Genomic DNA, 25604 nt, shown 5'->3' with positions numbered 1-25604 from the left:
GCGGCGGGTTGGACCCTGCGATCGTCCGCTCTGACCGGGCTCGTCCGGTCAGCGGGCGGCGCCGGCCGCCACCGGCGCGGCGGGCGCCGCCAGCCGGCGCGCGGTCAGCAGCGGGTCGGGCCGCAGCAGCGCCAGGAGTACGCCGGCGGCGAGCACGAACGCGACGGCGCTGAACGCGAACGGGCCGGCCAGCGGCGGCAGGCCCCAGCCGGTGGTGGTGTGGTCGGCCAGGTCGGCGAAGTTGGGGGCGGCCACCGCGCCGATCGTGGTGGCCCAGACGATCAGCGAGAGCTGACGGCCCCGCCGAGCCGGCTCGGCGAGATCCACTGCCGTGTAGCGGGCCTGGAGGTTGGCGGCGGTGCCGCCGCCGAAGAAGAGCATGCCGAGGAAGAGCAGCGGTACGAAGCCGGTGACCGTGGCGAGCACGACCAGCACCGCCCCGACGGCGCCGGCCAGGTACGCGACCGCGAGACCGGGTCGGCGGCCGTGCCCGTTCATGATCCGGGTGACCGGAACCGCGAGCAGGGCACCACCCACCACGGAGGCGCTCTGCGCCAGACCGGCCAGCGCGGTGCCGGCTACCCGCGCCGCGAGCAGTGCCCCCACCGAGATGCCGATGGTGACACCGATCCCGCCGACGATCTGGGTGCCGAAGAGCAGGCGCAGGGTACGCCGCTGGATCGGCGCCACGTCCGGGCGGACCGGCGTCGGCGCGGTCAGTTCGGTGGCCATGTGGGCTCCTCGCGGTAAGGGGTACCGAGGGCCTTCATGCTCGCGCACCCGCCCGCCACCCGGCCCTGTTGATCATGAGCTTGTTGTCGCCGACCCTGGAAACCGCCCGGCGTGTCGGGACAATAACTTCATGATCAACGCGCTGGCCAGACCCGGCGGCGCGACAGCGAGGGCGGTTCCGTCGGTCAGTCGAGGGCGCGGGCGGCGATGGTGAGGTCGGCGACCAGCCCCTCGTACGCCTTGTCCTGGTCGTCGGCGCGCAGCACCGCCGACGGGTGGATGGTGGCGAGCAGCTGGGCCGGTGGGATGTCGGCCCGCTTCCCGGCGCTGTCCACCGGCACGCGCTGAAAGTCCTCCGGGTGCTGGGCGGAGGCCGGCCAGGGCAGCAGCTCACCGCGCTGCCGGGTGACCCGGAACGCCGGACCGAGCAGCGCCTTGGCCGCGGTGGCGCCGAGCACCACGACGACCTCCGGACGCAGACGGGCGAACTCCGCGACCAGCCAGGGCCGGCAGGCGGTGATGTGCACCTGGTCCGGCGTCTGGTGGATGCGCCGCTTCCCGCGCAGGGAGAAGCGGAAGTGCTTGACGGTGTTGGTCAGGTAGATCGAGCCGGGATCGAGGCCCGCGTCGTCGACAGCCCGGCGGAGCAGCCGGCCGGCCGGACCGACGAAAGGCAGGCCCTTCTGGTCCTCCATGTCGCCGGGCTGCTCACCCACGAACACCACCCGGGCGCTCTCGTCGCCCCGCCCGAAGACGGTCTGCGACGCGTCGCGGTACAGCTCGCAGCCGCGGCAGCCGGCCGCCGCCGCGCGCAGTTCGTCGATGGTGTCCGCCTCCGGCGGGATGAACCGTTGGGCACCGGGAGCGTTCGCGGTCTGCTCGGCCATGCGGACTGTTATACCGGTTCGGGGATCGATGCCGGGCACGCCGGCCCGGCGGGTGCCCGGTCGTGCACGGCGGTCGCGGCGCGACCGAGCCCGTCTCGGCAGGGCACGCCTCAGACGGCGAAGCCTCCCGGGTACGGCGGTCGGACGGCGCGGACCAGCGCGTCGGCCAGCGGGAGGATGTCGGCGGCGGCGAGCGAGCTGACCGTGATCCGCAGGCCCGGATCGGCGGCGATCCGGTACAGCGCGCCGGGGGCGACCGACCAACCGGCGTCACGCAGCGCGGTCACCGCGCTGGTCTCGTCCGGCACGGGCAGCCAGACGTTGATACCGCTGCGGCCGCGCGCGTCCAGCCCCCGCTCGGCGAGTGCGGCGCGCAGTGCGGACCGCCGCCGCTCGTAGCTCTCCGCCGCTCGGTCGACCAGTTCGGCGACGGCCGGGTCGCGCCAGAGCGCGAGCAGCAGCCGTTGCAGCACGGTGGAGACCCAGCCGGCGCCGACCCGGGCCCGACCGGCCACCCGGGCCACCGTGGTCTCGTCGCCCACCAGCACCGCGATCCGCAGGTCCGGGCCGAAGGGCTTGCTGGCCGAGCGGAGGAACGCCCAGCTTCCGGTCGCCCCGGCCAGCGGATGCAGCGGTACGCGGGCGAGTTCGGCGGCGTGGTCGTCCTCGATCAGCAGCAGGTCCGGCCAGTCGGCGAGGAGCTCACGCAGCGCCGCCGCGCGGGCGGCGGAGACCGCGGCGCCGGTCGGATTCTGCGCGCGGCTGGTCACGACCAGTGCGCGGGCTCCGGCGACGAGCGCGGCCGACACCCCGGCCACCATCGGCCCCTGGTCGTCGACCGGTACGCCGACCGGGCGTAGCCCGAGCGCGGCGATCAGGTCGAGCAGGTTGGCCCAGCCCGGGTCCTCCACCGCGACCGCGTCGCCGGGGCGCAGGTGAGCGGCGAGCAGCCGTTCGATGCCGTCGAGCGCGCCGCCGGTGAGGGTCAGCTCCCCGGCCGGTACGCCGTCGCCGGCGAGCCGGGCGCGGGCCGCCTCGGCCAGCTCGGGGAGCACCCCGCCGCCCGAGTAGCCGATCGGAGGTCCCGCGTCGACGGCGAGGGCGGCCAGGTGAGGGCCGAGCGACGGCAGCAGGGACGAGTCGGGCTCGCCGGCGGAGAGGTCGCGTAGACCGGGTACGGGCGGCGGGCGCAGCGCCGAACGGCGGGCCGCCACCGGCGGACGCGGCCGGACCCTCGTGCCGTGCCGGCCGGCGGTGGCGACCAGCCCACGCTGACGGAGCTCCTGGTAGGCGCGGGCGACGGTGGCCGGGCTGACGGCCAGCTCGGCGGCGAGGGCCCGGACCGGCGGTAGCGCGGCGCCGGGCGGCAGGGCGGCGGTGCGGATGCCGGACTCGATGCTGGCCGAAATCTCGACGGCCGTCGCCCCGGTGACCTGATAGCGTGCTGACACAAATCAGATATTGTACTAGAACAAAGGCGGACGCGATGGCCACCCCCGGAATCGACCCGACCACCTACCCCCGGACCGAGCGGACGACCGCGAAGCGCCCCAGCAACCGGATGAGCTACGACCGGGCCGCCGTGCACGTGGTACTGGACGAGGCGTACCACTGCGTGCTCGGGTTCACCGTGGACGGCGAGCCGCGCGTCCTGCCGACCATGCACGTACGCCTCGGCGACACGCTCTACCTGCACGGCTCCACCGGCAGCCGGCCGCTGCTCGCCGCCCGGGGAGACGGTCTGCCGGTCGCCGTGGCGGTCACCCTGCTCGACGCGCTGATCTACGCCCGGTCCCAGTTCCACCACAGCGCCAACTACCGGTCGGTGGTCGCGCACGGCACCGCCCGACTGGTGACCGACGAACTGGAGAAGGCCGACGTGATGACAGCCCTGGTGGAGAAGGTCGCCGCCGGACGCAGCGCGGACAGCCGCCCACCGAGCCGCAAGGAGCTGGCCGAGACCGCCGTGCTGGCGCTGCCACTGCACGAGGTCTCGCTACGCGCCCGCACCGGTGGCGTAGGCGACGAGGAAACCGACCTCGGCCTGCCGCACTGGGCCGGAGTGGTGCCACTGCGGCTCACCCGGGGCCGACCCGAGACGGACGCCGGCGTGACCGCTCCGGTCCCGGCGTACCTGCGCCCGGGGCGCTCGCCCTGGCTCGACCCGGCGGTCCTGGCCGGCGAGCACGTGGTGCTCGAACCACTCGACCTCGCGCACACCGACGAGCTGCACGCCGCCACCGCCGACCCGGAGGTCTGGCGGCACCTGTGGCGCCCGCTGCCGGTCGACGCCCCGGCCACGGCCACGGTGATCATCGAAGCGCTGGCCGCCCACGACCGGGGCGAGCGGGTGCCCTGGGTGCAGCGCTGCGCGGTCACCGGCGCGGTGGTCGGCAGCACCTCCTACTACGAGGTGGACCCGCAGCGCCGGTCGGTGGCGATCGGCTACACCTGGATCGGCCGGCCCTGGTGGCGTACGGGGATCAACACCGAGGCGAAGCTGCTGCTGCTCACCCGCGCCTTCGAGGACCTGGGCGCGGTCCGGGTGGTCTGGCAGACCGACATCCGCAACGAACGCTCCCAGCGGGCCATCGAGCGGCTCGGCGCGACCCGCGAGGGGGTTCTGCGGATGCACCGGCAGCGCCCGGACGGCTCCTGGCGGGACACCGTGCAGTACACCCTGACCGTCGAGGAGTGGCCGAAGGCACAAGCCGCGCTGCGGGAAAGGCTTCGTCGTACGGTGCCGGTGGCGTGATGATGGCCGGCGTGCTGGGGATCACCGACATCGAGACGTACGTGCTGGGCACCGTGGCCATCATCCTGCTGCCCGGGCCCAACTCACTGTTCGTGCTCTCCACCGCCGCCAAGCGCGGCGTGGCCGCGGGCTACCGGGCCGCCGGCGGGGTCTTCCTCGGCGACGGGGTGCTGATGTTCCTCTCCGCCGCCGGGGTGGCGTCCCTGCTCAAGGCGTACCCCCCGCTCTTCCTCGTCATCAAGTACGCGGGCGCCGCGTACCTCGGCTACATGGGCCTGACCATGCTGCGCGGCGCGTGGCGGCGCTGGCGCGACCGCAACGACCCGACCACGCCGCGGCTGATCGACGCGGCGGAGCCGGCGGAGATGCGCAGCCCGTTCCGCAAGGCGCTGGTGATCAGCCTGCTCAACCCCAAGGCGATCCTCTTCTTCGTCTCGTTCTTCATCCAGTTCGTCGACCCGGCGTACCACTGGCCGGCGCTCTCGTTCGTGCTGCTCGGACTGATCGCGCAGCTGGCCAGCGCGCTGTACCTGACCACGCTGATCTTCACAGGCACCTTCCTGGCCACGCAGTTCCGTCGCCGCCGCCGGCTCGCGGCGGGCGCCACCACCGGCATCGCCGCCCTGTTCCTGGGCTTCAGCGTCAAGCTGGCGACAGCGAGCATGTAGCCGGCTGGCGTGGTGCGCGTCGGGCGCCCGGCTGCGAGCAGGTAGCCGGGGTGCCGCACGTTCGGCTCAGGTGCCGTCGCCGCCCCCGCCACCGCCGCCGACCCCCGGGCCGCCCGCCGTGCCGCCGAGCCCAGTACCCGGATGGAGCGGCTCGTCGGGCGGGCGGCTGACGTGCGCGGACTCGCTGATCTGGGCGGACCAGTCGGCATGCGCGGCAGCCGCCGCGTGCCGGTTGATCGCCTCCCGCAGCCAGCCGTCCACGACGCCCACCCAGTCCCGCTGCTCGGCGCCGGCGTGCCAGGCCCGGAAGCGGCTGATGCTCTGGTGGGTCAGCCCGGCCAGGGCGAGCCGGCGGTCCAGCCAGAAGATCACCTCCAGGCCGGCCGAGTTGGCCACGAAGATCAGCTCGAGTTCCGTGATCGGCCCGGCGTAGAGCGGGGCCACCCAGAATCCGATGCGCTGGTGCAACGGCAGCGTCTGCTCCACGCCGGGCAGCCGCGCGTCCACCAGCCCGGCCTGCCGCAGGGTGAACCCGAGGGTGTCCAGCGCGGCGAGCACGTGCCCCTGCGTGGGCAGCGGGTGCACGAAGACCGGCACCATCGCACCCTGGTCGAGCGCCGGATCGATGGCGACCTCGGTGCGCAGGCCCATCCGGAGGCTGAGCAGCGGCACGCCGCCGAAGATGGTCACCGGGGTCTCCCAGGGCACCGGGAAATGGAACGGGATGGTACGTCCCCGCCCCGCCCGGAGCACGAACGCGCCGGACAGCGCCGCGCCGTGGAACTGCACCAGTCGGCGCGGTGCCGACGGGTCGTCCGGCTCGACCGTGGTCACCAGGCCGAGCCGGACGTGCCGCACCGGCACATCCGTCGAGCCGGCGGTCACCGTCACCCGGCCGGGCAGCCGCAACCCCGGCCGGGTGCTCGGATTGGTGAGCGCCGTGTGCACGGTCAGGCCGGTCCAACTGGACTCCGGCGACACCCCCGTGAACCGCACCGGCCCCCCCTACCGTCGCACCCACGTCCACCCCACCGCCGGCAGGGCCACGCCTCGCCGAGCAGGTCCAGTGACGCCAGCCAGAGTCGCTCCGCCGCCTTCGGGTACGTGGTTCCTTCCCGCTGCGACGGCGCGCACACGACCCCAGCCGCTTCTGCTGTCGCCGTTCAACCGCCCGAATCGCAGCGGACCCCGACCGACCGGTCGGGGTCCGCTGTATCACTCGTACGGGTCGTCCGTCCCGGTCAGGGACCGGAGGTCACCTCAGCCGGCGGCCGCGCGGCACCGGGTCGGTCTCGTCGTCGAACTCGCCGATGACCTCTTCCAACAGGTCCTCCAGCGCCACGAAACCGACCGGCCGGGTCGGGCCACCACCGTTGCGCACCAGGGCGAGCTGGGACTGGCGGGCACGCATGGCGGCGACCGCCTCGGTCACCGACGCCTCCGCCGGCAGGATGAAGGCGTTGCTCATGAGGTCACCGGCCATGGCCTGCTGGCCCGTGGTGACCGCGCGCACCGCCTCCCGTACGTGCACCAGACCGCAGACGTCGCCGGCCGCGTCCAGCACCGCCAGACGGGACCGGCCGCTCTCCCGGCTGACCTGCTCGATCCGCTCCGCGGAATCGCCCCGGTAGACCGTCACCATGGTCGCGAACGGCTCCATCACCTGGGCCACCGTGGTGCCCTGCAACTCCAGCATGCTGGTCAGCAACTGGTGCTGCTCGGCGCCGAGCAGCCCGTGCTCCCGGGACTGCTCCAGCAGTATCCGCAGCTCGTCCGGGCCGTGCACCTGCGCCAGCTGGTCCTGCGGGTTGACCCGAACCAGCCGCAGGATCGAGTTGGCCAGCGCGTTGAGCGCGCTGAGCACCGGCCGGGAGACCCGGGCGAACGCCCGGAACGGCAACGCCAGCAGCATCGCCGAGCGTTCCGGGTCGGTGATCGCCCAGGACTTCGGCGCCATCTCACCGATGATCAGGTGCAGGAAGGTGACCAGCGCCAGCGCGAACACCAGCGCCACGATGTGACTGGGCGCCTCCGGCAGCCCCACCGCGTGCAGCACGGGACTGGCCAGGTACTCGATCGCGGGCTCGGCGAGCGCACCGAGGCCCAGCGTGCACAGCGTGATGCCGAGCTGCGCGCCGGCGAGCATCAGCGACAGCTCGCGTACACCGTCCAGCGCGGCCCGCGCGGCCCGCCCGCCGCCGGCCGCGGCCTGCTCCAGGCGGTACCGCTTGCTCGCGACCAGGGCGAACTCGGCGGCCACGAAGAACCCGTTCAGCGCCAGCAGCACCGCCGAGGTGAACAGGGCGACCCCGGGGCTCACGCCGACACCTCCGGGCGGTTGCCCGACTCGCTGACCCGCAGGCGAACCGAATCGGCCACGTGCCGGTCGACGGCGAGCACCTCCACCAGGGCGCGCGGCTCCGTCTCACCGTCCTCGGCATCCGGTGCCAGGCTGATCTCGAGCCGGTCACCGACCTCGGGCACCCGGCCGAGCTCCCGCATGACCAGGCCGGAGAGCGTGTCGTACTCGGGTGCCTCGGGCAGGGCGATGCCGGTGCTGTCCGCCACCTCGTCGATCCGCCAGCGGGCCGGCACGACCCACGAGCCGTCGGCCTGCTGGGCCGGAGCCCGCTCCGGCGGGTCGTCCTCGTCACGGATCGGGCCGACCAGTTCCTCGGCGATGTCCTCCAGGGTGATCACCCCGGCGAAGCCGCCGTACTCGTCGACCACGCAGGCCAGCTGCCGATGCCCGGACCGCAGCCGGTCCAGCACCGTCGGCAGCGGCAGCGTCTCGGGCACCAGCAGCGGCGGTACGGCCACCGCACTCACCGGGGTGGTGGCCCGCTCGTGCTGGGGTACGCCGAGCACGTCGGAGATGCCGATCACCCCGACCAGGTCGTCCACTCCCTCCGCGCCCCGGACGGGGAAGCGGGAGTGGCCGGTGTCGAGCAGCTCGACCACCCGGCTGACCGGCTGGTCGGCGCGTACGGAGTGCACGTCCACCCGCGGCACCATGGCCTCGCCGGCGGTGAGCTCGCGGAAGTCCAACCCCCGGTCGAGCAGGGTGGACATCTCCACGTCCAGGTGCCCCTCGTTGCGGGACTCGGCGATGATCTGTTCCAGGTCCTCCGGGGTGGCGCCGCTGGGCAGTTCCTCGATCGGCTCGATGCCGACGCGACGCAGCAGCCGCACCGCGGACTTGTCGAAGAGCCGGACCACCGGGCCGGCCACCTTCAGGTACATGATGGTCGACCGCGCGAGCGCCCGGGTCACCCGTTCGGCGCGGGCGATGGCGAGGTTCTTCGGGGCCAGCTCGCCGAGAACCATCTGCACCACGGTGGCGATGATGAGGGCGAGCGCGACGGACAGTGGCAGGCTGAGTGAGTCGGCGACCCCGGCGAGGCCGAGCAGATCGGCCAGGCCGGCACCGAGGTACGGCTCGGCCGCGTAACCGACCAGCAGGGCGGTGACGGTGATGCCGAGCTGCGCTCCCGAGAGCATGAAGGAGAGCCGGCCGGTCACCTCGAGGGCCCGGGCGGCGGACTGGTCGCCCTCCTCGGCAAGCTGGCGCAGCTTGCCCCGGTCCACGGCGACGAAGCCGAACTCCTGGGCCACGAAGTAGCCGGTGAGTGCGGTGAGAACGATGATCAGGACCAGGCCCAGGACGATCAGCACGGGAGGCTCAGGGCTCCTCGAAACCGCGTCGGGGCCATCGGATGCCGGGCACGACCCGGCTGGCTACTGCTGCCCTCCTGGGCAGAAGAGTCGATCATGCGGGTCATTTTATCGGCGATGGCTGTGCGCCCGCTGAAGGTGGGCCGAAGGCTCCCGGTTGTCCGGTTCGCCCGTCGGCCCAACGGATCGGGTGACAAGGGCACTTCGGTGCGCTGTCAGCGGTCGGCCAGTTCGTCGACGTCGAGGAGCGTGCGGTCCACCCGACCGGCGCGGTACGCGGCCCGCCCGATCATCTGGGCGGCCACCGGAGCCGTGGCCAGCTGGAAGACCGCGACCAGCACCACCATCCCGAGATCGCCCAGCGTACGCAGCCGCAGGGCGACCCCGGCCAGCAGGAGCACCACGCCGAGCGTCTGCGGCTTGGTGGCGGCGTGCATCCGGTCCAGCACGTCCGGGAAGCGCAGCACACCGATCGCGGCGACCAGGGCGAGCAGCGCACCGGCCACCAGGCAGACGGCGCCGAGCCAGTCGCCCACGAGGCCGAGCATCAGGCACCCTCCCGTACCGCGAACCGGGCCAGCGAGACCGAGCCGACGAAGCCGAGCAGCGAGAGCACCACCAGCACCGGCAGCGTGCCGGTGTGCCGGTTCACCGCCGCCTCGGCGGCGACCGCGCCGACCATCGTGGCGAGCAGCATGTCGGCGGCGACCACCCGGTCGAGCAGCGACGGACCGCGGTAGAGCCGGACCAGGACGAGCAGCGCGGCCGCCGAGAACAGTCCGGTGAGGACGACGGCGAGGAACGTGGTCACGAGTTGTTCTCCTTCTCGACGTGATCGGTGTGCAGCTGGCGCACCTCGGCGGCCGAGCCGATGGTTCGGACGATGCGGCGCTCGATCTCGCGGACCCGCGCCCGGTTGTCGGCCAGATCCTGCGGCCGGCGTACGTCGAGCACATGCAGGTAGAGGACGGCCGACTCCCGGTCCACCTCGAGGATGAGCGTGCCCGGGACGAGCGAGACCAGCTCGGCGGTGAGCGCCAGGTTGAGGTCGCTGCGGACCCGCAGTGGTACGGCGATGATCGCGCTGCGCGGCCGGAAGCCGGGCAGCACGGCGATCCGGGCCACGCGCACGCTCGCGACGACCAGTTCGGCGACGAACCGGCCGGTGAGCACCAGCAGCGCCCGCGGGCGCAGCCGGCCGCCGAAGGTGACCGGCGGCAGCGGGTAGAACACCAGCACCGCGGCCGCCACCAGCAGCCCGGCGAGCAGGTTGCCCCAGGTGAACTCACCCCAGAGCAGATTCCAGATCAGCACCAGCCAGCCGAACGCGACCGCCTGGTCGCGCCAGGTCGCCACCCGGCCGCGCAGCCGGCCGGGTGGTTGGGCGCCGGTCCCGCCGGTCACGGCGTACCGCCCGGGAAGACGGCCCGGATGTACGGGGTGCGGGCGCGCAGGTCCTCGGCCGCGTCGGCGGTCACGTCGAAGAGCGGCCCGCCGGCCACGGTCAGCACCAGCCCGAGCACGACGAGGGCGGCGGTGGCCCCCACCATCAGCGCGGGAAGCCGCACGGCCGGTTCGTCGGTGGCCAGCCGGGGCGATCGCCAGAAGGCGATGCTCCACACTCGGGAGGCCACGTAGAGGGTGAGCAGGCTGGTGGCCGTCCCGGCCGCGACCAGCGCGATGGGCAGCGCGCCGCCGGCCGCGACCCCGGCCTGGAGCAGGCCGAGCTTGCCGAGGAAACCGGAGAACGGCGGAACGCCCGCGAGGTTCATCGCCGGCACGAAGAAGAGCACGGCCAGCAGCGGCGCCAGCCGCGCCAGCCCGCCGAGCAGCCGCAGGTCGGTGCTGCCGGCACGCACCTCGACCAGGCCGGCGACCAGGAACAGGGTGGTCTGGATGGTGATGTGGTGCACCACGTAGAAGATCGCGCCGGAGAGCCCGGCCACGCTGCTCAACGCCACCCCGAAGATCATGTAGCCGATGTGGCTGACCAGCGTGAACGAGAAGAGCCGCTTCATGTCCGACTGGGCCACCGCGCCCAGGATGCCGATGAGCATGGTCAGTCCGGCCACCACCATCAGCAGCGGTGCGACCTGCCGGTCGGGGAAGAGCAGCGTCTCGGTCCGGATGACCGCGTACACGCCGACCTTCGTGAGCAGACCGGCGAAGACGGCGGTGACGGGTGCCGGCGCGGTCGGGTAGCTGTCCGGCAGCCAGGCCGACAGCGGGAAGATCGCGGCCTTGACGCCGAACGCGAGCAGGAGCATGAGCTGCAACGCCAGCCGTACGTCGTCCGGCAGCGCATCCAGGCGCTGGGCGAGCTGGGCCAGGTTGAGCGTGCCGGTGGCGGCGTACACCAGCCCCACGGCGGCCAGGAAGAGCATCGACGAGACGATGCTGACCACCACGTACGTCGAGCCGGTCCGGATCCGGACCTCGGTACCGCCCAGGGTGATCAGCACGAAGCTCGCGGCGAGCAGGATCTCGAAGCCGACGAAGAGGTTGAACAGGTCCCCGGCGAGGAACGCGTTGGTCACGCCGGCGGTCAGCACCAGGTAGGTCGGGTGGTAGATGGTGACCGGGGCGCTCTCGCCGGCGTCACCCTGCCCCTGCCCGATCGAGTAGAGCAGCACGCAGAGGGTTACCGCCGAGGAGACCACCAGCATCAGCGCGGCCAACTGGTCGGCGACCAGCACGATCCCGACCGGCGGCGGCCACGCCCCGACGGCGAGCACCACCGGTCCGTGCCGGTACGCCTCGACCAGCAGCACCGCGGCGACCGCCAGGGTGGTGGCCAGGCCGACCACGCTGATCCCTCGTTGCAGCCGCGGCCACCTGCCCAGCACCAACGTCAGCGCCGCGCCGATCAGCGGCACCACCACCGGCAGCGGCAGCAGCCGGTTCACCGGGCCACCCCCCGGTGCGGGTGACAGCTCATTCGACACCGTCCCCGCGCCGCAGCCGGCGGCGCGCCGGCTCCGGGTCGACCTGCTCCGGATCGGCGTCCGCCCCCTCGCCGCCGAGGTCCACGGTGGCCGCCTCGTCGCGCTCGGCCCGGCGGACGATCTGCCGGTCCTCGATGTCGTCGGGCACCTCGTCGTCGCCGGTCAGGTACCAGCTGCGGTAGCCGACCGCGAGCAGGAACGCGGTCAGCCCGAAGGTGATCACGATCGAGGTGAGCACCATGGCCTGTGGCAGCGCGTCGCTCATGTCCTCGACCGGGCCGGTGCCGACCACCGGGGCCGCGCCGGGCCGGCCGCCCAGCATGATCAGTAGGTTGACCCCGTTGCCGGTCAGGATGATCCCGAGCAGGATCCGGGTCAGGCTCCGCTCCAGCAGCAGGTTCACGCCGCAGCCGACGAGCACGCCGACGATGATCACCAGCACCAGCGTGGGACGCGCCCCGCCGCCGGTCACGTACCCTCCCCCCGCTCGACGGCCAGCCCCCGGGCGCCGCCGCCGGCCGCCTCGATGTGCCGGTCCACCTCGGCGCCCAGGCTGCGCAGGATGTCCAGCATCAGTCCGACCACCACGAGGTAGACGCCGATGTCGAAGAAGAGCGAGGTGATCAGGTAGAAGTCGCCGATTCCCGGTAGGTACAGGTCGACGCGGGCGCTCTGCAGCACCGAACCGCCGGCCAGCAGCGAGAGCACGCCGGTGCCGACCGAGACGGCCAGCCCGGCGCCGAGCACGGTGCCGGCGCCGATGGGCGCGGCCTCGGCCAGCTCGTACCGGCCGCCGGCCAGATAGCGGACGACCAGGGCGAGGCTCGCCACCAGTCCCCCGGAGAATCCCCCGCCGGGCGCGTTGTGACCGGAGAAGAGCAGGAACAGCGAGAACAGCACCACGGTGTGGAAGATCAGGCGCGTCACCACCTCCAGCACGATCGAGCGCTGCCGTTCCGCCATGCGGGCCCCGCCGCGCAGCCAGACCGGCCGGCCGGGGCGCTGCGCCCGGGCGCCCTGCTGCTGCCGGCGAGGCCGGGGTCCGGTACGCGAGCGCTCGAAGGCCAGACTGGCCACTCCGGTCGCGGCCACCACGAGCACCGCGATCTCGCCCATCGTGTCCCAGGCCCGGATGTCGACCAGGGTCACGTTGACCACGTTGCGGCCGTACCCCTCGGCGACCGCCAGGTCGGGGAAGGCCGCCGAGATGGTGGGCGTATTGCGGGCGCTCGCCGCGACCAGCGCGAGGCCCGCGGTCACCAGCCCGACCGCGGCGCCGACGGCCCGGCGCAGCCAGCGGCTGCGACGCAGCGGCCGGGCCGAGAATCGGGCCGGCAGCCGGCGCAGCACCAGGACGAAGACCGCGATGGTCGCGGTCTCCACCAGGAACTGGGTCAGCGCCAGATCGGGTGCGCCGTAGAGGACGAAGAGCATCGCGCTGCCGTATCCGGTGACGCCGACCAGCAGCATCGCGGTCAACCGGCTGCGGGCGCCCACCGCGAGCACCGCCGCGACCCCGAGCACCACGGCGACGACCAGTTGCAGCGGGGTGTCCCAGAGGGCGATCCGTTCGCCCCACGGCCGGGCCGCGATCATCGCGCCGCCGGGCAGCACGACGAGGACGATCAGGATGGTGCCGAGGTACTGCGGGAGGGAGCCGCGCTGGGTGGCCCCGGTGAGCTCGACGGCGAACCGGTCGAAGCGGCCGACCACCCATTCGTACCCGGGGTTGCCGCCGACGGGTGCGCGCAGCCGGGCCAGCAGCGGGGCCAGCGGACCCCGCAACGCGAAGAGCGCGCCGCCGGCGACCAGCACCAGCGCCGACAGGCCGAGTGCCGGGGTCAGGCCGGGCCAGAGCGCCAGGTGCGTGTGGGCCGCGCCGAACAACTCGGCGTACGGGCGGAACACGACGTCCAGGCCACCGGCGAGGGGACCGGCGACCAGTCCGGCGACGGCGAGCAGGGCGGGCGGTACCAGCAGCGGCGCGGCGATCCGGTTGAGCCGGGCGGGCGCCACCCCGGGTCGGTCGGCGAAGGCGCCCCACACGAAGCGCGCGCTGTAGGCGACGGTGAGGACGGTGCCGGCCACCAGTCCGGCGAGGATCACCGGCTGGTCGGTGAACGCGGCGAAGGCCGCCTCCTTGGCCACGAACCCGACCAGCGGAGGAATCCCGGCCATGGACGCCGCCGCGAGCAGCGCCACGACGAGCAGTGGGGTGGCACCGTGCCGCAGCCCGGACAGTTCGCGCAGGTCCCGGGTGCCGGCACCGTGGTCGATCACCCCGACGACCAGGAAGAGCGCCGCCTTGAACAGGGCGTGCGCGAGCAGCATGGCGATCCCCGCCAGCGCGGCGTCCGGGGTGCCCGCCCCGGTCAGCACCACCAGCAGGCCGAGCTGGCTGACCGTGCCGTACGCCAGTAGCAGCTTCAGATCGGTCTGCCGCAGCGCCGCCCAGCCACCGACGATCATGGTGGCCAGACCCGTGACGAGCACCACCGGACGCCACGGCCCGACGGTGGCGAGCACCGGCGCGATCAGCCCGACAAGGTAGATGCCGGCCTTGACCATGGCCGCCGCGTGCAGGTACGCGCTCACCGGCGTGGGCGCCGCCATCGCCACGGGCAGCCAGGTGCTGAACGGCAGCACCGCCGACTTCGACAGCGCGCCGGCGAGGATCAGCAGCACGGCGGTGACCAGGTAGCCGCCGCCGGGCAGCGACCCGGCGGCGATCTCCGACCATCGGTAGGTGCCTGCGTGCTCGCCGAGCAGGATGAAGCCGACCAGCATGGCCAGCCCGCCCAGGCTGGTGACCATCAGCGCCTGGGCCGCCGCCCACCGGCTGGACCGACGTTCGGTGCTGTGCCCGATCAGCAGGTAGGAGAAGATCGTGGTCAGTTCCCAGCCGACGTAGACCAGCAGCAGGTCGTCGGCGAGGACGACGCAGAGCATCGACCCGGCGAACGCGACCAGCACGGCGGTGAACCGGGCCAGGCCGAGTGAGCCGGGGCTGAAGTACCGGGCGCAGTAGACCAGTACGAGGGCGCCGACCGCGCCGACCAACAGGGTCATCAACCAGTTGAGCGTGCCGAGCCGGAAGGCGAGCTCGAGCCCGAGCTGCCGGATCCACGGGTACGTCTCGACCACCGCCCGCCCGTCGCGGACCGTCGGGGTCTGCGCGAGCGCCCAGCCGAACGCGGCGGCCGGCGCGAGAGCCAACGGGTAGCAGGCGCGTGGCCCCCACCACCGGACGAGCAGCGGCGCGAGGAGTGCCGCCACGAGGTGGAGGATCAGCAGTACGAGCACCCGCACTCCCGGTCGAGGTGGCAGCGGCGGACGCCTCCGGCCCGTCGGCGCCTAGCTGTGATCAGACGCCAGTTCTGCGCTCTTCGGGCCTATTTACGCAAAGTAACCCACGTTGTCCGTGATTCGGGCCTACCTCCTGCACCCCTGTCCGAACCCGCCCCGACCCGACCTCGCCCGACCCGAACCCGCCCGACCCGAACCCACCCAGTCCGGCCGGTCCGATCCGGCCCGGTCCGATCCGATCCGGCCCGGTCCGATCCGGTCCGGTCCGGTCCGGTCCGGTCCGGTCCGGTCCCTGGTGATGATCGACTCGGCTTCCTTGATGTCGGGGTGTCCCTGGCGTCTGCATGCCCCGACATCAATGAAGGCGAGTTGACCTTGAGCTCCGGACCGGCCGTCCGGACGACCCGGCAGCTCGAGTTGATCTTGAACTCCGGACCGGCCGTCCGGACGACCCGGCAGCTCGAGACCCAGTCGGCGAGGCGCGCGGCCAGTCCGTCGGGCGCGACAGCGGACTCAACGGGACCCGACACGGAGTCGAAGGGCCCCGACACGGACCAGGCGGGCGCGGCCGCGAACTCAGCGGGCGACGGCGCGGGCGGCGGGGCTCTGGTCGGCGGCCCGCTCCGACCCGGCGGCGTACGGATCCGGGCCGGTACGGTCCTCGATCGCCGGCTCGACCAGGAGATCGGCGCGCCCGAGCTGCCGGGCGACCCGCTGCACCACCCGCTCGGCGGCGGCCAGTGAGCGCACCGACAGCAGGCGGCCTCGGCTCTCGCGGCGGAGCACGAAGTAGTGCACGGCGGCGCGGACCTGCCCTCGGTCGGCGGCGCTGGCGTGCGCGGTGGAGACGACCAGCTCCCGCAGGCAGCGCCCCAGCCGCTCGGCGAGTTCCAGCTCGGGGCCGCGCAGTCCGGCGCGAACCGCGGCGAGATGACTGTCGACCTTGCGGATGAGCACGTCGCTGCCGGGCTCGACGTTCCGCTGCTCGACGGCCATCCGATCCCCTCCACCCTTACCGCGTCGCGAGTGAAGTTACTTTATGTTGTGCTGCCCAAGCAAGCAGTTAAGTGAGACTTAATACGTCAAGTGTCATATCCACGGTTGAAGGTCTTGTAGACGGACATACTCCCCGACCGTCGGCGCGGGTTGTCACAGGCGCGCGGCAGTATGGATGGGTGGCGGATGTGGCAGCCGGCCCCGAGGCGGGCGGCATGGATGTGCTGGGCGGATTCGGCCCGGCGACGCGGGAGTGGTTCAACGCTGCCTTCGCCGCGCCCACCGCCGCGCAGATCGGGGCCTGGCGCGCGATCTCCGCCGGCCGCAACGCGCTCGTGGTGGCGCCGACCGGCTCCGGCAAGACACTCGCCGCCTTCCTCTGGTCGCTGGACAGGCTGGCCCGCGAGCCGGCTCCGGCGGACGCCCGGCAGCGGTGCCGGGTGCTCTACGTGAGCCCGCTCAAGGCGCTCGCCGTCGACGTGGAGCGCAACCTGCGCGCACCGCTCGCCGGCATGCGCCAGGCGGCCACGCGGCTCGGCGTCGCCCCGCCCGAGATCACCGTCGGGATGCGCACCGGCGACACCCCGGCCGACGAACGGCGGGCCTTCGCACGCACCCCACCAGACATCCTCATCACCACACCGGAGTCGCTCTTCCTGCTGCTCACCTCCGCCGCCCGCGACTCGCTGCGCGGCGTGCAGACGGTCATCGTCGACGAGGTGCACGCGGTGGCCGGCAGCAAGCGCGGCGCCCACCTCGCGCTCTCCCTGGAACGCCTCGACGAGCTGCTGCCCGCGCCGGCACAGCGGATCGGCCTCTCCGCCACGGTCCGTCCGATCGACGGCTGCGCCCGGTTCCTCGGCGGCGCCCGGCCGGTCGACGTGGTCCAGCCGGCCACCGCGAAGACCATCGAGGTCACCGTCCAGGTGCCGGTCGAGGACATGACCCGTCTCGACGAGCAGGAGCAGCCCCTCGATGACGGGCTGGGTGGGCCGGGTCCGCGCCGGGCGTCCATCTGGCCGGCTGTCGAGGAGCGGGTCTACTCCCTGATCCGGGCACACCGCTCGACCATCGTCTTCACGAACTCCCGCCGCAGCGCCGAGCGACTCTGCGCCCGGCTCAACGAGCTGGCCGCCGAGGAGCTGACCATCGGGCCCGACGGCGTACGCGAAACGGAGGCGTACGCCGACGGACCGCTACGGGCGCCCCGCCCGCCGGCCGAGGTGATGGCCCAGTCCGGCGCCGCGGCCGGGGCCGCACCGGTGATCGCCCGGGCCCACCACGGCAGCGTCTCCCGCGAGGAACGCAAGCACATCGAGGAGTCGCTCAAGTCGGGGCAGTTGCCCGCCGTGGTCGCCACCTCCAGCCTCGAACTGGGCATCGACATGGGCGCGGTCGACCTCGTCGTGCAGATCGAGGCTCCGCCCAGCGTCGCCGCCGGGCTCCAGCGCGTCGGCCGCGCCGGGCACCAGGTCGGGGCGGTCTCCCGCGGGGTGGTCTTCCCGAAGCACCGTGGCGACCTGCTCTCCTGCGCCGTGGTCGCGGAGCGGATGGGGGCGGGCGCGATCGAGGAGCTGCACCTCCCGCGCAACCCGCTCGACGTGCTGGCCCAGCAGATCGTCGCGATGGTGGCGCTCGAGCCGTGGGGGGTCGGCGACCTGGCCGCCGTGGTCCGCCGGGCGGCGCCCTTCGCCGAGCTGCCCGACTCCGCCCTGCACGCGGTGCTCGACATGCTCTCCGGCCGTTACCCGTCGACCGCCTTCGCCGAGCTGCGCCCCCGGCTGGTCTGGGACCGGGCCACCGACCTGCTCACCGGCCGCCCCGGAGCGCAGCGGCTCGCGGTGACCAGCGGCGGCACGATTCCCGACCGGGGTCTCTTCGGCGTCTTCCTGGCCGGGGCCGAGCGCGCCGCCCGGGTCGGCGAACTCGACGAGGAGATGGTCTACGAGTCGCGGGTCGGTGACGTCTTCCTGCTCGGCTCCTCCTCCTGGCGGATCGAGGAGATCACCCCCGACCGGGTGCTGGTCTCCCCCGCTCCCGGACAGGCCGCCCGGATGCCGTTCTGGAAGGGCGACACCGTGGGCCGGCCGGTCGAGCTGGGCCGCGCCATCGGGGCCCGGGTGCGTGCCCTGCTCCGGCAGAGTGACGAGGCCGCGACCACCGCCCTGCGCGCCGGCGGGCTCGACGACTGGGCGGCCGGCAATCTCCTGGCCTATCTGCGGGAACAGCGCGCGGCCACCCGCTCCCTGCCGGACGACCGCACGATCGTCGTCGAGCGGTTCCGCGACGAGCTGGGTGACTGGCGCCTCGCCGTGCACAGCGTGCTGGGTGCTCGGGTCAACGCGCCCTGGGCGCTGGCCATCGGGCGGCGGCTGACCGAACGCTACGGGGTGGACGCCCAGGTGATGCCCTCCGACGACGGGATCGTCGTACGCCTGCCGGACACCGTCGACGAGCCGCCCGGCGCCGACGTGGTCGCCTTCGAGCCCGACGAGATCGCCCAGCTCGTGGAGGAGTCGGTCGGCACGTCCGCGCTGTTCGCCGCCCGGTTCCGCGAGTGTGCGGCCCGGTCGCTGCTGTTGCCCCGCCGCGACCCCCGTCGCCGGCAGCCGCTCTGGCAGCAGCGCCAGCGCGCCGCCCAGCTGCTCGACGTCGCCCGGGAGTACGCCGAGTTCCCGGTCACCCTGGAGGCGGCCCGGGAGTGCCTGCAGGACGTCTTCGACCAGCCGGCGCTGGCCGGGGTGATGCGTGACCTGGCCGCCCGCCGGGTCCGGCTGGTCGAGGTGGAGACCAGCCAGCCGTCGCCGTTCGCCCGTTCGCTGCTCTTCGGGTACGTCGGCGCCTTCCTCTACGAGGGCGACGCCCCGCTCGCCGAGCGGCGGGCCGCCGCGCTGGCGCTGGACTCGGCGCTCCTCGGTGAGCTGCTCGGCCGGGTCGACCTGCGGGAACTGCTGGACCCGACGGTCCTCGCCGAGACGGAGCGGCAGCTGCGCTGGCTGACCGAGCAGCGCCGCCCGCGTGACGCCGAGGACGTGGTCGAGCTGCTGCGTGTGCTCGGCGACCTCAACGCGTTCGAGCTGGCCGAGCGAGGGGTACCGGCCGGCTGGCTCACCGAATTGGAGGCGGCCCGCCGGGTGCTGCGCGTACGTATCGGCGGTGAGGAACGCTGGGTCGGTATCGAGGACGCCGCCCGGCTGCGCGACGCGCTCGGCGTGGCACTGCCGGTCGGGGTGGCCGAGGCGTACCTCGCTCCGGTCTCCGACCCGCTCGGCGATCTCGTCGCCCGGTACGCCCGCACCCACGGGCCGTTCGCGGCGGCCAGCTGTGCCGCCCGGTTCGGCCTCGGCGTCTTCGTGGTGGAGCAGACGCTGCGCCGGCTCGCCGCCACCGGCCGGGTGGTCTCCGGCGAGTTCACCCCGGAGACCGTCGGTACGCAGTGGTGCGACGCCGAGGTGCTACGGCTGCTGCGCCGTCGCTCCCTGGCCGCGCTGCGCCGGGAGATCGAACCGGTGCCGCCGCGAGCGCTCGCCGCTTTCCTGCCCCGCTGGCAGCAGGTCGGCTCGTCCGCCCGGGGCGTGGAGGCGCTGGCCGCGGCGGTTGAGCAGTTGCAGGGCATGGCGGTGCCGGCGTCTGCGCTGGAACGACTGGTGCTGCCGGGCCGGGTCGCCGACTACTCGCCCGCTCAGCTCGACGAGCTCTGCGCCAGCGGCGAGGTGGTCTGGGCGGGTTCCGGAGCGATCTCCGGCGGGGACGGCTGGGTCACCCTCGCGTACGCCGATGCCGCTCCGCTGCTGCTTCCCCCGCCGGACGAGGCGCTGACACCGACGCCGCTGCACGAGGCGGTGCTCGACGCGCTCTCCGACGGGCAGGCGCTGTTCTTCCGCGGGCTCGCCGACCGCGTCGGCTCGACCGACGACACCGCGCTGGCCGCCGCCATCTGGGACCTGGTCTGGGCCGGCCACCTCACCAACGACACGCTGTCGCCGCTGCGGGCGGCGCTCGGCGCCGGGGGCGCACACCGCTCCCGGCCGTCGGCGCCACGCACCCGCTACCGTCGTCCCGGCCGGGTGGCGCTGCCCACCCGCAGCGGCCCGCCGACCGTGGCCGGGCGCTGGTCCCGCCTCCCGGACCGGGACACCGACCCGACCCGCAGGGCGGCGGCCCTGGCCGACCTGCTGCTGGAGCGGCACGGCGTACTCACCCGGGGCGCGGTCGTGGCCGAGCAGGTGGTCGGCGGTTTCGCCGCGGTCTACCCGGTGCTGTCCGCGCTGGAGGAACGCGGCGCGGCTCGGCGTGGCTACTTCGTCGAGGGGCTGGGGGCGGCGCAGTTCGCGGTGCCCGGCGCGGTGGAGCGGATCCGGGCGCTGGCCGAGCCGGCCGACGGGTTCCGGGGCCGCGGCGGTCCCACCCTGGTGCTCGCCGCCACCGATCCGGCCAACCCGTACGGGGCCGCGCTGCCCTGGCCCGACCGTGCGGTCGACTCAGGCGACGGCGACACCCCGGCGACCGGGCACCGGGCCGGCCGCAAGGCGGGCGCCCTGGTCGTCCTGGTCGGCGGCGACCTGGTGCTCTACGTGGAGCGGGGCGGGCGGACCCTGCTCTCCTTCACCGACGACGTCGACCTGCTCGCCGCGGCCGGTAAGGCGCTGGCCGACGCGGTGCACTCCGGCGCGCTGGGGGCCATCTCGGTGGAGCGGGCCGACGGTGAGGCGGTGCACGCCTCACCGCTGCGCGACGCGTTGACCGCCGCCGGCTTCCGGGCCACTCCCCGCGGCCTGCGCCTACGCGGCTAGGCCGGATCCTGTCGATCGTGTCGAGCAAGCGCGGGATCCAGCCGTCGCAGGCCGGTCATGATCGGCTTGCCATGGGCCTACGCCGTGGCGCCGGCGCGGGGCGCGGTCGTCGCCGCCGGCGGACGGCGGCGGACCAGCCGCGAGGCCGCGCGCACGCGCTCGCTCAGCCGAGACCGGCGAGCACCTTCTCGTAGCGGAGCCGGTCGGCGGCCGGAGTACGCGCCGCCAGGTAGTTGAGCACCACCGCGCCCCGCCGGTACGACTGTCCGCTCCAGATGTCGGCGATGTCGCTCGCGCTGATCTCGTCCGGGAAGACGTACACCGTCACGGCATCCGTGGCGATGATCTCCGAGCAGCCCAGCCCGAGGCCGTCCGGTCCGCAGTCGACGGAAACGTCACGGGGGTTGGGCACCTTCAATCCGGCGGCCCGGAACGCGTCGACCACCTGCTTCGCGCCGGGAGCACCCGCCGGGCGGCGCGGCAGCACCACCGGCGGCGGGCTGGCCGGGCGACGTTCGGTGGGCTCCTGCACGGCGGGAGCGTCGCCGGCCGGTGGAACCACCGGAGCTGCCGGAGCGGAGCTGGACTCGGCGACGGGCGCACCGGTGCGGGGCGGCGAGACCACTGAGGACGGGCTGGTGGTCGGGGTGCTGGACGCTACGGCAGCGGCCGTGGGCCGGTTCCCGTCGCCGCATCCGGCGGTGAGGGCGACAGCCACGACGAGCACCGCGACGGCGGGCAGGCTCCGATGTGTCACCAGGGCAGTCTCCCGAACCGGGCCGGACGGCGGCAGTGGCCGGTCGGCCAGAGACCCTGTCCCATATCCGGCACGAGGAACCACTCAGCGCGCCGCCGCGCTACCTCGCCACCCGACGCGGGCAACCGGGCCGACGCGGAGCGCCAGGCCGACGCGGGCAGACGGCCCGACGAGGAGGGACGGCATGGGCGGGATCAGGTACGGGTGGCGGAGCCGGGCGACCGGGCGGAGGTGGACACGCTGCACGAGCGGGAGTGGGGCGGCCCGTACGTCATCGCCCACGACACCCGGTACGACCTGCGTACGCTGCCGACGCTGGTGGCCGTGGACGGCGCCGGCGCCGTGGTCGGTGCGCTCGCCTACCGGTGCGACGCCGAGGGACTGGAGGTGGTGAGCCTGGTGGCCGCCGTACCCGGCGCAGGGGCCGGGACCACCCTGCTGGAGGTGGCCGCGTCTACGGCGTGGGCGGCGGGCCTGCCCCGGCTCTGGCTGATCGCCGGCAACGACAACCTGCGGGCGCTGTGTTTCTACCAGCAGCGCGGCCTGTGCCTGGTCGGGGTGGACCCGGGGGGCGGTGAACCGGGCGCGCCGCCTGAAGCCGGAGATCCCGTTCGTCGGGGAGGACGGCATCCCGCTGCACGACGAGCTGACCCTGGAGCTGCGTACCGCTGCCGACAGCTCACCGCAGGGGCGGGGTGAGGTACAACCCGGGCGCTGACCCGGGGCGACGGTTAGCCTGCGAGCCATGCCCGCCACGCCCTGGATCTCCCTGACCACCGACTACGGCCTCGCCGACGGCTTCGTGGCTGCCTGCCACGGGGTGATCGCCCGGATCGCCCCGGCCGCCCGGGTGATCGACGTGACCCACCTGATCCCACCCGCCGACGTACGCCGCGGTGCGGCCGTACTCGCCCAGACCGTTGCGTACCTGCCGGTCGGGGTGCACGTGGCGGTGGTCGACCCGGGTGTCGGCACCGCGCGTCGAGGGGTCGCCCTAGCCACGCCGGGAGGGTTGCTGGTCGGACCGGACAACGGGTTGCTGGCCGACGCCGCCGACGCGCTGGGCGGGGTCACCGGCGCCGTCGAGCTGACCAACGCGGCCTGGCTGGCCCGGCGGGTGTCCGGCACGTTCCACGGTCGGGACGTCTTCTCGCCGGTCGCGGCCCGGCTGGCGCTCGGCGTGCCGCTGGCCGAGGCGGGGCCCGCGTTCGATCCGGCGGAGCTGGTGCGGCTGCCCGAGCCGATCGTGGCGGCTGATCCGGCCGGCTTCACCGCCGAGGTGCTGACCGTGGATCACTTCGGCAACGTGCAGCTAGCCGCCACGGCCGAGCTTCTGGAGCAGCTCCCGCCGATGGTGCGGGTGACCGCGCCGGCCGGCCCGCCGCTGCCGGCGCCGGAGCCGGCCGGGGACGGCGCGCCGGGGCGTACGGCGGTGCACGGGCGGACGTTCGGCGATGCCCGGCCGGGCGAACTGGTGGTGCATCCCGACTCGGCCGACCGGGTGGCGGTGTCGGTCAACGGCGGGCGGGCGGTCGACCGGCTGGGTGTACGGCCGGGTGACCTCGTCCGGATCAGCGGCTGACGGCGGCTCCGGTCTCGGCCCTGCGGTGACGGCTCGCGCCGGCACCGCCGAGGGCTGCCCCGGGCCGGGGCACACGGTCCCGGCCCGGAGCCGTGCTCAGCAGCGCGGCACGGCGCCGCCGTAGACGGCGGAGATGTACGCGTTGCTGACGTACTGGCCGGTGGCGAGGCGGTCCCACCGGTTGGTGGTGCGGAACGGACCGGCGACGGTCTGACCGGCCACGTAGCACTGGATCGGCACGTTGGCGTAGCGGGCGGCGAGCCCGCGGGAGGGGTACGTGGTGCTCGCGCCGGTACGGATGTTGAGCGGCCCGTCACCGACGACGCCGTGCGGACCGGAGCCGGTCCAGAGGTAGGCCACGTCCACCCACGCGTTCGTGGTGAGCAGCAGCCCGTCCCAGAAGGTCCCGTCGGCCAGGTCGACGCCGGCCGGGTTGAGCACCACCCGGCCGAACTGGTCCCGCCCGCCGTTGTAGCCGTCCTGGTAGGCGGCCTGGGCCTGGGGCCGGCCCTGCGGCAGGTTCTTCCAGTTCTCCCGTACCGCGCTCGGGTTCCAGTAGTCGTCCCGGGTGTTCCACGGGCCGACGTCCCAGACCGGGGCGTACGTGCAGCGGCTGCCGCTGGTGGTGCAGACCCGGGCGGTGTAGTCGCCGGTGTTGTTCGGGGCGAGCCCGCGCCGCGACGGCAGCGCCACGAAGTGGTCCCGTGGCTGGATGATCCGCCCGTTGGCGGTCACCTCGCCGACCAGGCCGATCCGGGTGGCGAAGACGCGGTAGGTACGGCCCGGGTTGGCGGCCGTGACCGCGGCGACCGCGTCGGCGGTGAGTCGTACGGCGCGGACCGTGACGACGCCTCGGGAGTCGCGGGCGGTGAGGACCAGCCGGGTCTGCACCCGCGTGACGGGTTGGTCGAAGACGGCGGTGGTGGCGCGCCATTCGGTCCAGCCCCCGCTCATGCGCCAGCCGCGCACGTGGGTCTCCAGCGTGGCGCCTGGCGCGACCCGTGCGGCGATGTCGGCGCGGACCCGGGTGGCCGGCCCGGTCAGGGTGCGCGGCGCGCTGTGGAGGATGCCCTCGGCGACGCCGCCGGGGCGGTGGGCGAGCCGCGCGGCGCTCGGCCGGGCGTCGCGCAACCGGAGTCCGGCCGAGGTTTGCCGGACGTTGACGTCGTCGCCGTCGACCACGGACAGGTCGATGCTCCACTGCTCGCCGCCCGTCGTGTGAGCGGAGAAGGCGATGGCGAGCGGTGGAGCGGCCGGCGCCGGACGGGCGGCGGGCATGAGCGCGGCGGTGAGGGCGACGATCAGCGAGGCGAGGAGGACGGGTCGGAGGTGACGATGAACATGTCTCATGGGCAAACTCCTCAGAACTTCCTGATAGTGCCCATGTCGGGAGATCAAGCGTAAGCACGCTACAAATAGCGATACATGCGAATCCGGTTCGGCCGAGGGAGAATGGCAGGATGCCCGAAGGCGACACCGTCTGGAACACCGCCCGCGTCCTGCACCGGGCGTTGGCCGGCGCGACGCTGAGGGCGAGCGAGTTCCGGGTGCCGCAGCTCGCCACCACCGACCTGGCCGGGTGGACCGTGCGCGAGTCGGTCGCCCGCGGCAAGCACCTGCTGCTCCGCCTCGAAGCGCCGGCCGGCGGTGCCGCCCCCCCGGCCGGCCCGCCCGCCGGCACGAACACCGCCGCACCGGGCGCCACGACGGACGGTGGGGAGGCGCCCGGAGCCCGCTGGACGCTTCACTCGCACCTGCGGATGGACGGCGCGTGGCGGGCGTACGCGCCGGGGGAACGCTGGGCCGCGCGCCCGGGTCACCTGATCCGGGTGGTGTTGCGCAGCGTGGACGCCGTGGCCGTCGGCTACCACCTGCACGAGTTGGCGCTGCTGCCCACCGCGGAGGAGGAGCGCCTGCTCGGCCATCTCGGCCCGGACCTGCTCGGTCCGGACTGGGATCCGGCCGAGGCGGTACGGCGGCTGGCCGCCCACCCCGACACCGCCGTCGGCGAGGCCCTGCTGGACCAGCACAACCTGGCCGGGGTGGGCAACCTCTACAAGTGCGAGCTGCTCTTCCTGCGCGGTGTCTCACCGGCGACGCCGGTACGCGCGGTGCCCGACCTGCCCGGCCTGGTGGCCCTCGCGCAGCGGCTGCTCGCCGCCAACCGGGGGCGCTGGACACAGAGCAGCACCGGCTCGCTGCACCGGGGGCAGACCACCTACGTGTACGGCCGGCGAGCCCAGCCGTGCCGCCGGTGCGGCACGGCGATTCGCAAGGAGGAGTTGGGTGAGCGGGTCACCTACTGGTGCCCGCTCTGCCAGCCCGATCCGGCCCGTTGACGGGCCGACCGCAGCGCCGCCGGGCCTGACCCGACCGCCCGGTCGGACCCCTGACCTGCCCGTCTGCCCGTCGGAGCCCGCAACGGAACATCCGGCCGAAGGCGCACCACCCGTTGCCCAGATTGGGACGATTGGGTAATTCCTAACTCGACCCTGACGTCGCATGCTG

20 protein-coding genes and 1 pseudogene are annotated in these 25604 nt (G+C 73.9%); 6 read left to right on the top strand and 15 right to left on the bottom strand.

From position 1 onward, the window contains the following. Positions 1-84: 84 nt before the first annotated feature. The 3 genes and pseudogenes from ABZS42_RS13725 to ABZS42_RS13715 all read right to left on the bottom strand — a co-directional run. Positions 85-732 (bottom strand): annotated as a pseudogene (locus ABZS42_RS13725) (MFS transporter); the annotation flags it as partial. Positions 733-917: 185 nt separating this feature from the next. Further along, on the bottom strand, positions 918-1619 hold the full coding sequence (locus ABZS42_RS13720) for a UdgX family uracil-DNA binding protein (RefSeq protein ID WP_355144965.1): 702 nt from the start codon (positions 1617-1619) through the stop codon (positions 918-920). 110 nt (positions 1620-1729) lie between these two features. Next, entirely contained in the window at positions 1730-3070 is a 1341-nt protein-coding gene (locus ABZS42_RS13715) for an aminotransferase class I/II-fold pyridoxal phosphate-dependent enzyme (protein ID WP_355144963.1), read from the bottom strand. A gap of 35 nt (positions 3071-3105) precedes the next feature. On the opposite strand from ABZS42_RS13715, the gene ABZS42_RS13710 reads away from it, so the two are divergent. Continuing rightward, a complete protein-coding gene (locus ABZS42_RS13710) occupies positions 3106-4374 on the top strand; it encodes a bifunctional pyridoxamine 5'-phosphate oxidase family protein/GNAT family N-acetyltransferase (RefSeq protein WP_355144961.1) in 1269 nt (422 codons plus the stop codon). Next, positions 4374-5042: a leucine efflux protein LeuE gene (gene leuE / locus ABZS42_RS13705; protein ID WP_355144995.1), complete on the top strand. Its 669-nt coding sequence runs from the start codon at positions 4374-4376 to the stop codon at positions 5040-5042. The genes ABZS42_RS13710 and leuE overlap by 1 nt, the downstream gene beginning before the upstream one ends. A gap of 66 nt (positions 5043-5108) precedes the next feature. On the opposite strand, the gene ABZS42_RS13700 is transcribed toward leuE, so the two are convergent. The 10 genes from ABZS42_RS13700 to ABZS42_RS13655 form a co-directional block, all read right to left on the bottom strand. Next, a complete protein-coding gene (locus ABZS42_RS13700) occupies positions 5109-6038 on the bottom strand; it encodes a sporulation protein (RefSeq protein WP_355144959.1) in 930 nt (309 codons plus the stop codon). 259 nt (positions 6039-6297) lie between these two features. Then, entirely contained in the window at positions 6298-7362 is a 1065-nt protein-coding gene (locus ABZS42_RS13695) for a hemolysin family protein (RefSeq protein ID WP_355144957.1), read from the bottom strand. After that, a complete protein-coding gene (locus tag ABZS42_RS13690; protein WP_355144955.1) occupies positions 7359-8717 on the bottom strand; it encodes a hemolysin family protein in 1359 nt (452 codons plus the stop codon). Before ABZS42_RS13690 ends, ABZS42_RS13695 begins: the two co-directional genes overlap by 4 nt. A gap of 215 nt (positions 8718-8932) precedes the next feature. Further along, a complete protein-coding gene (gene mnhG, locus ABZS42_RS13685; protein ID WP_355144953.1) occupies positions 8933-9265 on the bottom strand; it encodes a monovalent cation/H(+) antiporter subunit G in 333 nt (110 codons plus the stop codon). After that, positions 9265-9528, bottom strand: coding sequence for a monovalent cation/H+ antiporter complex subunit F (locus ABZS42_RS13680; protein WP_355144951.1), 264 nt, complete (start codon positions 9526-9528; stop codon positions 9265-9267). Before ABZS42_RS13680 ends, mnhG begins: the two co-directional genes overlap by 1 nt. Then, on the bottom strand, positions 9525-10121 hold the full coding sequence (locus tag ABZS42_RS13675; protein ID WP_355144949.1) for a Na+/H+ antiporter subunit E: 597 nt from the start codon (positions 10119-10121) through the stop codon (positions 9525-9527). The genes ABZS42_RS13680 and ABZS42_RS13675 overlap by 4 nt, the downstream gene beginning before the upstream one ends. After that, positions 10118-11623 carry a Na+/H+ antiporter subunit D gene (locus ABZS42_RS13670; protein WP_355144947.1) on the bottom strand — a complete coding sequence of 502 codons (1506 nt, stop codon included), beginning with the start codon at positions 11621-11623 and terminating at the stop codon, positions 10118-10120. The genes ABZS42_RS13675 and ABZS42_RS13670 overlap by 4 nt, the downstream gene beginning before the upstream one ends. 28 nt (positions 11624-11651) lie before the next feature. Beyond that, complete coding sequence (locus tag ABZS42_RS13665) at positions 11652-12134, bottom strand: Na(+)/H(+) antiporter subunit C (protein ID WP_355144945.1); 483 nt, start codon at positions 12132-12134, stop codon at positions 11652-11654. Then, positions 12131-14965, bottom strand: coding sequence for a Na+/H+ antiporter subunit A (locus ABZS42_RS13660; RefSeq protein ID WP_355144943.1), 2835 nt, complete (start codon positions 14963-14965; stop codon positions 12131-12133). Before ABZS42_RS13660 ends, ABZS42_RS13665 begins: the two co-directional genes overlap by 4 nt. Positions 14966-15544: 579 nt before the next feature. Beyond that, positions 15545-15964 carry a hypothetical protein gene (locus ABZS42_RS13655; RefSeq protein ID WP_355144941.1) on the bottom strand — a complete coding sequence of 140 codons (420 nt, stop codon included), beginning with the start codon at positions 15962-15964 and terminating at the stop codon, positions 15545-15547. A 215-nt stretch (positions 15965-16179) separates the two neighbouring features. On the opposite strand from ABZS42_RS13655, the gene ABZS42_RS13650 reads away from it, so the two are divergent. Next, positions 16180-20757 (top strand): ATP-dependent helicase, encoded by a 4578-nt coding sequence (locus ABZS42_RS13650; protein ID WP_355144993.1) that lies wholly within the window; start codon positions 16180-16182, stop codon positions 20755-20757. Positions 20758-20920: 163 nt separating this feature from the next. On the opposite strand, the gene ABZS42_RS13645 is transcribed toward ABZS42_RS13650, so the two are convergent. Further along, the gene (locus ABZS42_RS13645) at positions 20921-21514 is read right to left on the bottom strand and encodes a hypothetical protein (RefSeq protein ID WP_355144939.1); all 594 of its coding nucleotides are present in this window, start codon (positions 21512-21514) and stop codon (positions 20921-20923) included. Between the two features lie 204 nt (positions 21515-21718). On the opposite strand from ABZS42_RS13645, the gene ABZS42_RS13640 reads away from it, so the two are divergent. After that, complete coding sequence (locus ABZS42_RS13640) at positions 21719-22213, top strand: GNAT family N-acetyltransferase (RefSeq protein WP_355144937.1); 495 nt, start codon at positions 21719-21721, stop codon at positions 22211-22213. Positions 22214-22259: 46 nt separating this feature from the next. Beyond that, positions 22260-23096, top strand: a complete 837-nt coding sequence (locus ABZS42_RS13635) for an SAM-dependent chlorinase/fluorinase (RefSeq protein ID WP_355144935.1) — start codon at positions 22260-22262, stop codon at positions 23094-23096. Between the two features lie 96 nt (positions 23097-23192). Here the strand turns inward: ABZS42_RS13635 and ABZS42_RS13630 are convergent, their stop codons facing one another. Further along, positions 23193-24446 carry a hypothetical protein gene (locus ABZS42_RS13630; protein WP_355144933.1) on the bottom strand — a complete coding sequence of 418 codons (1254 nt, stop codon included), beginning with the start codon at positions 24444-24446 and terminating at the stop codon, positions 23193-23195. A 110-nt stretch (positions 24447-24556) separates the two neighbouring features. Here ABZS42_RS13630 and ABZS42_RS13625 point away from each other — a divergent pair, with 110 nt between their 5' ends. Then, positions 24557-25435, top strand: a complete 879-nt coding sequence (locus ABZS42_RS13625) for a zinc finger domain-containing protein (RefSeq protein ID WP_355144931.1) — start codon at positions 24557-24559, stop codon at positions 25433-25435. The last annotated feature ends 169 nt before the right edge of the window (positions 25436-25604 follow it).

It is taken from the genome of Micromonospora sp. NPDC005367 (assembly GCF_040606825.1).
Lineage (GTDB): Bacteria > Actinomycetota > Actinomycetes > Mycobacteriales > Micromonosporaceae > Micromonospora.
The sequence above is the reverse complement of the archived record's forward strand: the minus strand, read 5'-3'. Positions and strand labels throughout refer to the sequence as shown.